We start from the raw sequence: 12,141 nt of genomic DNA on the forward strand, positions 1-12,141 counted from the left end.
ATCAATTTTTGTTTTTTTATACGATACATGTATGGCGTGTATTAATCGTTGACGAATTTGGGATTATCTGATTTGAAGGCAAACACAATTTCCCAATCTCCGGGCTCGTAAATAGCAAAGTCCAGCCCCAGCGTTGCCTTCTCCGTTGCACCACCAAATCCAAGTCTTGAATAGGAGAAGCGAACTTTAGCCCTTTTACCATCACCGGTGGTAAAGCGCGTAGGCAGAGCAACAGCAGGAATAGGGTATGCCACTTTATACGTAACGGACTCATTGGTCATCACTTTATTAAAACCATGCACCAGGTTATCCCAGTCAGTTGTAGCAAACTTAGCTGGATCAATCGGGTTGTATAACGTGTCCAGGAACCTGAACGTAAGTGAGTTAGTTGGTGTAACACCTTGCTTGATCACTTTTCTGATATAGACTTCTATATCGCCATAAGAAAGATAGCGGTCTGTGGTCAGTCCTTTGATTGACGAAACAACAGAAGGCGTAACACCATTAGAAGTTGGTTGTCCGGTTGAAGCATTATAGTTAGAGGGCTCATAAGGGCGCTCTCTCATAGGCTGCAATTTCAGATTACGGAAATATCTACGACCGCCGGAGTTAGAAAGCTCCACATCAAACAAATAGCCTGAGTCCGGTTGCGCTCTCATAAATGAGGATTTAGCAGCAGCCCACATTGTAAAAGAGCCGGAGTGCTCTCCAATTTCAAAAAGTGGCCTGTTTTGTATTTCTCTTTTAGCATCTATCTCTTCTACAGATTTTTCCAAACCAGTATATGCCGTTTTCCAAACCAATACAGGAAATACATCCGTAAGCTCAGGAGCCGGCTGACCATTTCTTCTACGTGGATTCACAACCCGGAATGTAGAGGGATAAGTAGTGCTTCCCTGGTAAAAGTTATTAGTATAATTGGTAGTGCGCCCCAATATAGGTTGATAAACATCTGTTGTATACTGCGAATCGCTACCCACAGTTTCCCTTTCCGCTGGCAAGAATTTTTGACAGGAGGAAAGGAGCAGCACAGTTCCGGCGCAGAGCAAAGACATTGCAATACCTGGTATATTTTTAATTGAGCTGTTCATTGTAACCATCTTTCGATTAATAATGTTATGACTGATAAAAACTATGGTTTTTGGTTAATTAACCGGATAAACTCATATCCGAATCCAAAATCATGACCTGGAGGCAGCAAATGCACAATACCATTGGAAGTTTTAATATCAACTGTCATGGTATTTACCCGAACCCAGTTTTTCACAAAAAGAGAGTTCTTTGGATCGCTGAAACAAATAGCCTTGGGGCCTCCATTTAAAAATCCTGCCGCATTGGTAGGCACATATTGCACCTGCATATTATACCCATAACGTATAGATGCAGCCATTCTGCCATCCGTATATCCCTTTAGGCTGTCACTTGCCAGCTTTCCGGGAATAATATAGCGGGCCAGGAACATATCCAACGTTGTAGAATCCATTGTGCTTAAAGTAACCGGAGGCAACACTTTAGGAAGAGAGTCCTTACGTGCTTGGTTAATATTTTGCAACGCCAGCGAAAAACTGCTGTTATTGGCCGCGAAAAGAGTAACCGAGCCTGTTTTCAGAGAATCAGCCAAACCCGTTACACGACCAAGCACCAAAAGGAGAGAGTCGTACAAACCAGTTTGTGATTGCAGATACTCGTAAGTTGTACCATTATACGCACCTGCAGTAGTCTTATAGTTATAATAGGTATCGTCTTTGCGACAGCTTGTCAAGGAAAACATGCTTATAGCAACCAGGCATAGCATCAACAAAGAACTGCCGGGGATAAACCTTTTCAAATTCATTTTCATTTGTTTAAGTTTTTTTGTTACACGAGCAACGGTATTCATTCAAGACTCCGTGCTACTGCCAATAAGCATTTTGTACAAGTTTGGGGTTACGATTCAATACATCCTGGGCTATTGGCCAGTAAATGCCTCCTTGATCGATCAACTCATTAAAGGCAGCATTATTATGTTTAATTCGGTTATAACGAATGAGGTCATACCATCTCCATCCCTCACCCATTAACTCTCTTCTTCTTTCTGCGAAGATCTCATCAATCGGATCAGCACCTGATGCTGGAGACACAGATGTAATCTTTCGTTGTCCCCTGATAACATTCAACTCCGTAAAAGCATCGTTAGTTTGTCCGAGCACGGCCAATGCCTCAGCACGTAACAATCTGATCTCTTCCAAACGAGTAAATACAATGGAAGAGTTAAACACGGCAAATTTTCCACGATTACCAGCCGAACCATCAACCACACGTACTTTTTTAAATACAGGAACAGCAGAACTATAATTTTCAAAATATCTGGTAGTAGGCAGCTTGAGGAAAGTAGTAGTATCTACGCCAAAACGATCATCATTACCATTAGTTTTTGGGAAAATAACAGAGATAACATCTTTCGGAACATAAATATCAGGCATCTGCTTAGACATTGCATACAGCGTTGTATTGGCAAGTGTCAGTTCCTCAATATGCCCTTCAGTAGTGGTTTCACCTTTTGTCTTTAAAAAGCTGAAACCAAGTAACTGGTTATACCCTAAAGTGGTATTTGATGCATCAAACAAACTATTGACCACCTCATCACTGCTTAGCAACTTAAGATTACTTTTTGAAGCATTGTTAATGATAAAATCAGTGTAGATAGCAACATCCACATAACGTCCCTGCCATGCTGCAACATGCGCCAATAAGGCATAAGCACCCAGGCGGGTCATTGGCATATTCAACCAATAGGCGGAGTTATTGCCATAATAGTTGTTAGGGAACTTCTGCTCGGGATCATTTCCTGAATATAAATAAGGAAGATATGGAGCAGCCTCTTTCAACTCCTGTTCAACAAAAGAAAGAACAGCATCCTGTTTAGTACGAGGCAGTTGCTCAAAAGTGCCATCCTGCGACCTGGTGATCAGAGGCACATCGCCCCAAATCCTCACCATATAAAAATATACGAATGCTCTGAGTGTTCTTGCCTGTGCGATATCCAGCTTATAATAAGATTCTGTATATCGTTGATCGGCCTCACATTCTTTAACTCTTTCGATAAACAGATTGCAGGCATTAACTACCGCATAAAAACGACGCCAGTTAGTTACCGATTGAATAGCAGGAAACGAAGCGTTCAGGTTTCCGTCTATGATAGCCTTTAAATCAGGGCGGGAAACTGATTTGAAATCACCGCTACGCAACTCGCCTAACAACCAGTGCGCATTGTTATCCGCCACCGCTGCACGGAATAGTCCATACAAGCCTATTAAACCACTACGCGCATCTTCATATGAGGTCCAATGACCGGCCTCGTCAGCCTGGCGCGAAGACTGAATATCTAATTGCTTATTACAGGAACCAAGGATAAGCAGCAGTCCTGTTGCCAGTAACAAAAGCCAACTCCTGTTCATAAACTTATTTTTAATTTTCGTCATACCTGTATAGTTTCTTGACAATTGGAAAGATTTTACCTGATTACAAATTCAGTTTTACACCGGTGATAACAGAAGGTGACATCGGTAATCCATAACCTGTATAGATGCCGTTGTAATTCACCAACTCAGGATCATCACCTTTAAATGGAGTGATCGTGAAGAGATTAGTTGCTGACAAATAGAGCTCAAGCTTTCTGAATGATTTGTGCTTGCTCATGCTCTTTGCAAAATCGTAAGAGAGCGACAAGCTACGCAGCTTTAAGAAAGAAGCATCGTCTAAGAATAAGTTTTGATCAACCCGGTAAGGAACAACACTGCTCCATGGATTATATACAGGATAAGATGAAAGATCCATCTTTTGCTCCCAGAAAGTGATCTCTTTTATAGAATTGATATCATTATTAGCGTCCGTATTAATAAAGTCAAGACGAGATGAAGCGTACTGATTCAATACTTTTCTGCCCAAAGCAACATAAAACTGCACATCCAAAGAGAAAGCTTTATAACCAAGGGTACTTCCAAAACCTCCGCTTACCTTAGGCAGGTAATTCCCCTGTAATGTTTTGTCGTTATCATTAATTACATAATCTCCATTGATATCACGCCAGCGAGCGTCACCAACCTGTATAGGTGTACCTTGGTAAGAAATGCGACGTCCTTTTAAAGGATCAACCGGGATCTCTGCATCAGATTTATAGTCTCCTAAATTATCCAACAACCAAAAAGCATCAATTCTTTTGCCTACAACCAGCTTATTATTGCCGATAACCAACTCATTCAGCCCTCCTGGTAATGCAGTCAGTTTGTTTGTATTGTAATTCATATTCAAATTACCAACCCAGCTTATTGCATGATTTTTGGCGGCGACAAGCTCTGCTGTAATAAAAAGATCTACCCCCTTGTTATTTACTGACATACCCGATTGATAAGCTCCAGTATAACCCCACTCAGATGCAACAGGAATAGGAAGTAATTGATCTTTATCATCTCTGTTGTAAACATCCGCAGCAACTCGTACACGATTGTTCAACAAGCCTAAGCGAACACCTACATTCATTTGATCACTGTAAGCCCATGGAATACCATAACCAACCCAGCCACTAGTATAAGGTCTTGAAATACCAGCAATACCATTATAAGAACCTAACCCAGGCTCGCTACCCCATCCAAGATCAACACGGTATTGAGCACCCGCATTAAAGCGGTCGTCGCTCAACAGTTTACCCAATCTTCCCCATGAAGCAGAAAGAGATAGAGCGTCTGTAACAGAGCAAGAGGAAAGCAAATGCTTTTTGATATCCCAGTCGGCACCCACAGAATAATTAGTCATCCATCTGTTGTCAGGCTGCATATTGGAAGAACCATCACGCCTAACAACAGCATTAATATTGAATATATCATCAAATGAATAAGTAGCCTTACCGGAAAAAGAGATCAATGCACTACGCATTTTAGCGGGATAGTAATAAACCATAAAAGAAGTAGGCTTCAAACTTGCCGGATCAACCACATTGATCTTCACAAAGTCATTCGGACCGTTGTATGCATAGGCGTAATCATATTTATATATATCGCCCATGAAAGATTGGCCAGCCTCGAAGTTTAGTTTGTTCTTGCCACCAAACCTAACATCATAACCAATGGTATTGCTACCGATGGCACGTTGATTATACGAGGAGTAGTTAGATACAAAGTTATTGCCCTCTAATAAGGTAGTTGGCCAAAAGGCATCGCGAATACCTTCATTATAATCAAATGCCAAACGTCCATTATAGTGGAATTTATTAAGGTCTGCAGAGACAGCAAGATATCCTTGTATTGCATTATTAGCATTATTATCTATCGCCTTATCAAATTCGCTCAGATAAGAACCATACAGATTTTTATTTGGCGTAAGAGGATTGGTAAGATCAGGAATATAACGTTGCTCAGCCAGGCGATCACGCACATTGCGATTTCTCACTCTTTGCAAGCGGTTATAATTGATCATGCTAGACACCGTCAGCCATTTAAGAGGAGCTGCATTAATGAAGAAAGAACCGGTATAACGACTCAAAGATGTGTTATCTGCAATATTGGCGTTTTTGGTAGCGCCTCCGAAGAAACGGAAGTTTGCTCTATCCGATCCACCCGTAAGACTCAGGTCCATATTATAAAGAGGCGCATTCTTATAATAAAGATCACCCCAGTTAGCAGGACCATAATAATCAGCATTGGTAGAATCTCTTAAATAAGGAGGATAATTTAAGCGATCGCTAATGCTCGCATACTTATCATAAAACGGCGCACGGAAATTATTTTCATAAGCGGCGTTCACCGGAGTAACGTTTGGCTTCAGTGCATAACCATAATAGCTGTTTACTGAAATATCACGGTAGCCCGAGTGAGCATTTTTGGTGGTGATCCAAATAGCGCCATTTGCAGCGATAGGACCAAGAGTCGCCAAAGTAAGCGGATCCTTAATTACTTCGATCGACTCAATATTATCCGGGTTGATCGTAGAAAGAAGATTCGTTGCAGGTCCGATTCTATTAAAATCGTAACGCTGAATTTCATAAGCAAACGGATTATCCTGAATCAGAGGAATTCCATTCAGAAAAATAACCGCCTGCTGGTCAAAGAGTTCACGTTTACTAAGTAATGGCGAAGATATGCCTCGAATAAAAAGATTCTGCTCTGTACCCGGTTCTCCACTTGGCTCCTGTACATACACACCGGCCACATTTCCTTTTAGTAATTGTTGTAACGAAATATAAGGTTGGGAACTTACTGACTTTAAAGGAAGCTGGTTGAGCCCTTTGAAGTTTGCAGATAACTGTTCCAGTTTCACTCCATTTGTAACAACAATAGACGAGTCTTTTAGTTTAGTATTCGATACCGAAGATGTATCAGATTGGGCACATACTTCAAAAACAGAAATGATGGCCAACGCAGAAAAAATTGCTTTCTGAAAAGTTCTCGAGGGCAACAACCGGATTTTCATAATTAATTTAGTTGGGTTTTCCCTTTCCAATCACAGCCAACATCATATTAAATTTTTACCCCATCCTTGAAGGACTAGTTCAAACTAAATTTGGCACAGATTGATTAAAGGAGCTCCAAATTAGATGGTAAATTGCACCCTGCAAAACGTGCAAGGCTGTAGTGCAGCAGCGCAAACGTTTGCATTTTAATGCAACCGTTTGCGCAATATTTTGATCAGTTTTTCATTCTTTATGGTCGGCCATTATTGGAAATTCTATTAAAAGCAGTAAAATATCATCTATTACATATTCAACTATTTGATTTCAAACATTTAATATAATTTTATATAATATTATATTATTATATAAATGACACAAAACTGTTATTCCGGTTTTCATTGTTTGCATTAGGGCCTAACCTGCATAGAAAGTACATTCGTAAAAAATAAATCAAGATGGAATTAGGTATCGGTATGTTTGGCGATCTGCGTATCAACAGTAAAGGTGAAGTGCAACCCGCTCAGCAACGAATGCAGGAGTTGATCGAGGAAATCAAATTGATGGATGAGGTTGGCCTGGACTTTTTTGGTATTGGAGAGCACCACCGCCCTGACTATGCCGTGTCTACACCCGAAATTATTATAGCTGCCGCAGCAACAGTGACGAAAAATATCAAGCTTGGAAGCGCAGTTTCCGTATTGAGCTCGTCCGATCCGGTTCGGTTGTATCAGAGCTTTGCGACAGTGGATCTCATCTCTGGAGGCAGGGCTGAACTGATGGTAGGCCGGGGCAGTTTTACGGAATCGTTTCCACTATTCGGTTATGATCTGAAGGATTATGATGAACTTTTTGAAGAGAAACTAAACCTGCTGTTGCAAATCAATAAGGAAGAACGGGTAACCTGGAAAGGCCAGTTCCGGCCGGCCCTGGCGGACCAGGAGGTTTTGCCCCGTGCAGTCAACAACGACCTGGATATCTGGGTTGCGGTTGGTGGCACCCCCGAATCGGTGTTGCGGGCAGGACGTTTGGGACTGCCAGTGATCTTTGCGATTATTGGAGGCAACCCAGCCCATTTCAAACCCCTGTTCGATTATTATCGAAGGGCATACGATCACTTTGGCCACAATCCAGACAATTTCCAGGTGGGTGTGCATATGCATTCTTTTTTTGGTGAGAACAGCCAGCAAATTGCGGATGAGTACTACCCATTGTACTCTGCCCAGATGAACAGGGTTGGCCGGCAAAGAGGGTGGCCTCCCTATCAAAAGCAGCAATTTGAGCAGGGGCGGGCGCCGCATGGACACCTAATTATTGGAGACGCCCATGAAGCGATTGATAAGATTTTAGAGATGCAGGAATTGTTTGGCTTAACCCGTTTTTCTGCCCATATGGATGTAGGTGGACCTTCGCATCAATCGATGATGAAATCGATTGAAATTTTTGGAACGAAGATCGCTCCTAAAGTGAGGGAGGCATTAGGGAAATAGATAATCCTTGCTGTCGCATGGGTGTATTTTTAACCCATAAATGATCCTATATGAAAGATGCATATGATTATAAAATTTTAAAAAACATTGACAGCGATGACTTGGCAAAAGACGTGGTCAAAAGCTTTAGAGAGGGGTGGGAGCCGATAGGGGGTGTATCAATGATCACTGCCAGGCTAAACAATGAAGCTAAGTATGAAAAGGATGGAGAAATATTGCTGGTCTATGCACAAGCTTTGGTGAAGAGATGAAAGGCTGGGGATTGCAATCCCCAGCCTTTCATCTCTTCAGCGCCTCCCATATTGAGCGGGTTGCACTTCACCTTTAAAATACTTCATCGGTATTCCTCTTGGCATATTATTTCCGTCTCTTTTCAAAAAATTCCTTCTTCGCCTTATGAAATACACTCTCTCCAGGTTTAAGTCCCTGCTCATACAGTGCCCGCAGCTTTGGATCCCTGTGAATCCTGCTGGCATAGGCATTGGCTTCTGCTAGTAATTGTCGCTGAACCTTCTGTCGTTGGGTTGCCTTATGACGGCTCATATCAGGATATTTGCTCGCCACCGTCTCATCGCCATACTGTTTAAACACAATTTCTTTTCCGATAGCACCACGCAGTGCTTTCAACAGGGAATTACTGATTACTCTTGCCATAGCGGTAGGATTTAATGATGTTTCATTTTTACTTCATAGATAAGCCGTACTTAAGCTATACTTAAGCTATACTTAAGCCATACATCAGCCGTACTTAAGGCTAGGCTACTTCGACCATCCTTCGACTATCTTTCGACTATCCTTCGACCATAGTTCGACTATACTGCGATATTAATTCAGATAATTCTTAAAAACAAGGGAAAACCAAAGTTCATGCTGGAACACTAGGAAAGCCTTTAAAGGGGTGAAATGACCTGAGAATAAAGTTACAAAACTAATCAATCCCATACTCCATCTATCATCTGCCATTTCAGGTAAGTGAATTAGGGATTGGTGGAAAATACACTGGCCTCTTTCACGAACACTCTCCTATTCAGCTTTAGCTGGGCGATGATCAGTTCTGCAAAGTCTTCAGGATGCATCACACGCTCAGGATCACCTGTAATTAAATTCCCCTTGTGCGCCAGTTCTGTAACAACAGTGCTCGGGGCCATAGCCGTTACACGGATATTATGCTTTCTTACTTCCTGCATCAGGCTTTCCGACAGACCAAACACTGCAAATTTTGAAGCTGCGTACGCACTGGTAACAGCACTGCCCGATTTGCCGGCCGTAGAAGAGATATTGACGATATCGCCTGTTTGGCGCTCAATCATTTGCGGAAGCACGGCACGGGTTGTATAATAAACGCCAAAAACATTTACCTTGATCTGTTCTTCCCAGACCTCGGGTTCCAGTTCCAAAAAATTGCCAAATGTAGCAGTACCAGCATTGTTAATCAGGATATCGACAGGTCCCAATTCATTTTGTACTTTTTCAACAGCGGATTCCACTTCGGCCCTGTTACTCACATTTGCTATAGCGTATGCTGCCTTTACTCCTAGTTTCCTGATTTCTTCTGCAACTGCCTTAATATCCTTTTCCGTTCTGGCCACCAGGCCTACATGTACACCTTCTGCTGCCAATGCGAGGGCTACAGCCTTACCAATTCCTTTACCTGCGCCGGTAACCAGCGCTACTTTTCCGTTTAATGATTGCATATTACGTTCTTTGGATTTGTATAAAATAAGTATTACTTCAGCAATTTACTTCTTTAACAATTGCAACAGCTGGTGCGCTGCATCTTCGGAGGAAGCGGGATTTTGACCTGTTATCAATAATCCATCTTTTACCACGTAAGAGGCCCAGTTTTCTTTTTTGGAATAAAGACCGCCTTTTTTCTTCAGTTCATCTTCCAGCAGGAAGGGTACCACATTGGTCAACTGTACAGCTTCTTCTTCGGTGTTGGTAAAACCAGTGACATTCTTTCCTTTTACCAATGGTTCACCATTCTTCTCTTTTGCATTGAGCAATACAGCCGGCGCATGACATACTGCAGCAATTGGTTTATTTGATGACCAGAATTTTTCGATCAGTTTGATAGAATGTTCATCGGATGAAAGGTCCCATAAAGGGCCGTGTCCGCCGGGAAAGAAGACAGCATCAAAATCATCGGCATTTACTTCACTTAATTTTTTAGTATTGGCCAATTGTTGTCTTAATGCCTGATCATTCTCAAAGCGCCTGGTGGCGTCTGTTTGCGCACCTGGATCTGAACTTTTAGGATCAATGGGCGGTAGTCCACCTTTGGGTGAAGCCAAGGTAATTTCCACACCATTATCAGCCAAAACATAATATGGTGCAGCGAATTCTTCTATCCAAAAACCTGTCTTTTCACCTGTGTTTCCCAGTTCTCCATGCGAGGTCAATACAATCAATACTTTCATTGTTTTTCGCTTTTATTTTAACCGGAGGAAATTCTGCTACAAGAAACGGGCCTATCTGAAAACATCATTCCAACTTATACGCCAAGTTGCAGCGTCCATGGGTTAAAGATTCTGGAGTTAGTTAGTTTTTGCCCTGTTACTAACTGCTATTTACTCTAGCTGCATTCATGGTTTAACACATTAATCACTCTTTCGTAATACTCCCATGCTTTTTCCGGAGTACTGCCAATACACAGAACACCCAGTTTTCCATATTGAGATAAGGCGCCCATCAGGTGAAAGATGACACCTTCCTGGGAAGTACCGTCATACATCAATGAATGAAACATGGCAATATCAATGAGATCAGGCGGAGTTAATCCTTTATATTTTTCAGAAGCCAAATTATCCGAAGAAAAATAAAAACGCTGATTTCCGGATGCAGTATAATAAGCACCTGTTTCTGCATTATATTCCCCATCCGTTAAAAACTGAAGCATGAGGAGTGGATGGGTGGTTCCTCCTTTCCGCAGGTTAATTTCAATGCCATAATGCTTCCAGGTATTGCCTTCTTTTACTGAAATAAAATCAATGGAAAAACGGCCTAATACACCTTTTTCTGCCAACGCCACAGCTACAGACTGTGTTGCTTTTGCAATGGTTGTATTGTATTCGTTGGATGCAGGAAAATAAGCTCCTAAAAAGATCTGTCCATCTGCACCACCCAATAACTGATCGTGGGTGCTCACGACCTCTATTTCGATTGGCGTAATGCGGTATTGAACGGAAGGAGATGCTTTTACAGTTCCTTCAATAAAAGCCTCCACTACTCCACCCATAGCATCGAACTTTTCAAAGAACAATGCTTCTGTCAGGTCGCTGGCAACTAATCTTAATTGCCCTGACATGGCAGCCTTTATTTGCTGGTGCATGCCAGGATTATCTTTTATCGTTCCGTATTCAAAAATTGCATTTCCTTCGCCACTGAAACCATCGTTTAATTTGATTACGGCTTTGCGAAGCGAATGATTTTTTCTTTTTAACTGGACCAGCGCATCAATTACCTCATCACGATTTTTTACATCCTCATAACCTTCCGGCACTGGCAGACCACATTGTTTGAACAACTTCCTGCTATTTGATTTTGAACCCAAAGAAAGCAATTCCGGGTCTGTACCGAAAATGGGAATACCTAACTGCACTGCCAATGTTCTTTCAAAAGGCGTCACATTAAAGCAGGCCAGGTGCGACATATTCTTATCTATAATCTGCTCTTTTATTTTCCGGATCAGCCGTGGCCGCTCCAGTACTTTTTCGGTGAGGGATTTGGCAGAAGCATCATAGCAACTCAGCATGACCAAGCGGCTGCGTGCATGATTACCCGTGATCCCCTGCAAAAGATGCAGGTAATAATCTACAACAGTTGCATCGATAGGCGTGCTGGTCACATAAACTACTTTTGTCCTGGGCATGCGCAGCAGCATCAATAAGCAAAGCAACCGCTCCTCGTAAAATACATGACCACTTATTTTGTAAAGTATTTGCTGGTCCAATGTAAGTGAAGGAAGAATGACTACAGTTTTTTCGGCCAGTTTATCTGGGAAATATTGTTCAAACTGCCGGCCAAACTGGCTTTGGATTTCAGCAAAAGTTTCCAACTCACTTAAGGAACCCGGCAGCGGAAAAGTTTCATTGTGATAAAAGGATTTTTTTGTTGCAAGCGTATTTTGCATACATCTTTCTTTACAGGAATTTACCACTTTTTAACTGTTCAACAAGGAATTAAAGTGTTAGCATCCGTAAATCATATCGTATTAATTCAATGTAATAA

General features: G+C 41.8%; 10 protein-coding genes. 2 read left to right on the plus strand and 8 right to left on the minus strand.

Annotation, left to right across the window (positions count from 1 at the left end; all coding sequences use genetic code 11):
* Positions 1-41: 41 nt before the first annotated feature.
* From OCK74_RS09830 to OCK74_RS09845, 4 genes are read right to left on the minus strand one after another with little or no spacing between them, the layout of a single operon-like run.
* Positions 42-1,091 (minus strand): DUF5007 domain-containing protein, encoded by a 1,050-nt coding sequence (locus tag OCK74_RS09830; RefSeq protein WP_279296855.1) that lies wholly within the window; start codon positions 1,089-1,091, stop codon positions 42-44.
* Positions 1,092-1,132: 41 nt separating this feature from the next.
* Complete coding sequence (locus tag OCK74_RS09835) at positions 1,133-1,840, minus strand: fasciclin domain-containing protein (protein ID WP_279296856.1); 708 nt, start codon at positions 1,838-1,840, stop codon at positions 1,133-1,135.
* A 52-nt stretch (positions 1,841-1,892) separates the two neighbouring features.
* Positions 1,893-3,461, minus strand: a complete 1,569-nt coding sequence (locus OCK74_RS09840) for a RagB/SusD family nutrient uptake outer membrane protein (protein WP_279296857.1) — start codon at positions 3,459-3,461, stop codon at positions 1,893-1,895.
* A gap of 40 nt (positions 3,462-3,501) precedes the next feature.
* On the minus strand, positions 3,502-6,444 hold the full coding sequence (locus OCK74_RS09845) for a SusC/RagA family TonB-linked outer membrane protein (protein ID WP_279296858.1): 2,943 nt from the start codon (positions 6,442-6,444) through the stop codon (positions 3,502-3,504).
* Between the two features lie 435 nt (positions 6,445-6,879).
* Here OCK74_RS09845 and OCK74_RS09850 point away from each other — a divergent pair, with 435 nt between their 5' ends.
* Both OCK74_RS09850 and OCK74_RS09855 read left to right on the plus strand, forming a co-directional pair.
* Positions 6,880-7,911, plus strand: a complete 1,032-nt coding sequence (locus OCK74_RS09850; protein WP_279296859.1) for an LLM class flavin-dependent oxidoreductase — start codon at positions 6,880-6,882, stop codon at positions 7,909-7,911.
* Positions 7,912-7,961: 50 nt separating this feature from the next.
* Positions 7,962-8,162, plus strand: coding sequence for a DUF1737 domain-containing protein (locus OCK74_RS09855; RefSeq protein WP_279296860.1), 201 nt, complete (start codon positions 7,962-7,964; stop codon positions 8,160-8,162).
* Between the two features lie 106 nt (positions 8,163-8,268).
* On the opposite strand, the gene OCK74_RS09860 is transcribed toward OCK74_RS09855, so the two are convergent.
* From OCK74_RS09860 to OCK74_RS09875, 4 genes are all read right to left on the minus strand, one after another.
* The gene (locus OCK74_RS09860) at positions 8,269-8,565 is read right to left on the minus strand and encodes a hypothetical protein (RefSeq protein ID WP_279296861.1); all 297 of its coding nucleotides are present in this window, start codon (positions 8,563-8,565) and stop codon (positions 8,269-8,271) included.
* Between the two features lie 323 nt (positions 8,566-8,888).
* The gene (locus OCK74_RS09865; protein WP_279296862.1) at positions 8,889-9,605 is read right to left on the minus strand and encodes a 3-ketoacyl-ACP reductase; all 717 of its coding nucleotides are present in this window, start codon (positions 9,603-9,605) and stop codon (positions 8,889-8,891) included.
* Between the two features lie 45 nt (positions 9,606-9,650).
* Positions 9,651-10,331 carry a type 1 glutamine amidotransferase domain-containing protein gene (locus OCK74_RS09870; RefSeq protein ID WP_279296863.1) on the minus strand — a complete coding sequence of 227 codons (681 nt, stop codon included), beginning with the start codon at positions 10,329-10,331 and terminating at the stop codon, positions 9,651-9,653.
* 155 nt (positions 10,332-10,486) lie between these two features.
* Positions 10,487-12,043 (minus strand): peptide ligase PGM1-related protein, encoded by a 1,557-nt coding sequence (locus OCK74_RS09875; protein WP_279296864.1) that lies wholly within the window; start codon positions 12,041-12,043, stop codon positions 10,487-10,489.
* Positions 12,044-12,141 lie beyond the last annotated feature (98 nt).

Origin of the sequence: Paraflavisolibacter caeni, assembly GCF_025628885.1 — a bacterium.
Classification (GTDB): domain Bacteria; phylum Bacteroidota; class Bacteroidia; order Chitinophagales; family Chitinophagaceae; genus Flavisolibacter; species Flavisolibacter caeni.

What these genes read in the sequence shown, in the direction of transcription:
- OCK74_RS09830 (WP_279296855.1), bottom strand. Translation starts at nt 1,091, where the DNA reads ATGAACAGCTCAATTAAAAATATACCAGGTATTGCAATGTCTTTGCTC.
- OCK74_RS09835 (WP_279296856.1), bottom strand. Translation starts at nt 1,840, where the DNA reads ATGAAAATGAATTTGAAAAGGTTTATCCCCGGCAGTTCTTTGTTGATG.
- OCK74_RS09840 (WP_279296857.1), bottom strand. Translation starts at nt 3,461, where the DNA reads ATGACGAAAATTAAAAATAAGTTTATGAACAGGAGTTGGCTTTTGTTA.
- OCK74_RS09845 (WP_279296858.1), bottom strand. Translation starts at nt 6,444, where the DNA reads ATGAAAATCCGGTTGTTGCCCTCGAGAACTTTTCAGAAAGCAATTTTT.
- OCK74_RS09850 (WP_279296859.1), top strand. Translation starts at nt 6,880, where the DNA reads ATGGAATTAGGTATCGGTATGTTTGGCGATCTGCGTATCAACAGTAAA.
- OCK74_RS09855 (WP_279296860.1), top strand. Translation starts at nt 7,962, where the DNA reads ATGAAAGATGCATATGATTATAAAATTTTAAAAAACATTGACAGCGAT.
- OCK74_RS09860 (WP_279296861.1), bottom strand. Translation starts at nt 8,565, where the DNA reads ATGGCAAGAGTAATCAGTAATTCCCTGTTGAAAGCACTGCGTGGTGCT.
- OCK74_RS09865 (WP_279296862.1), bottom strand. Translation starts at nt 9,605, where the DNA reads ATGCAATCATTAAACGGAAAAGTAGCGCTGGTTACCGGCGCAGGTAAA.
- OCK74_RS09870 (WP_279296863.1), bottom strand. Translation starts at nt 10,331, where the DNA reads ATGAAAGTATTGATTGTATTGACCTCGCATGGAGAACTGGGAAACACA.
- OCK74_RS09875 (WP_279296864.1), bottom strand. Translation starts at nt 12,043, where the DNA reads ATGCAAAATACGCTTGCAACAAAAAAATCCTTTTATCACAATGAAACT.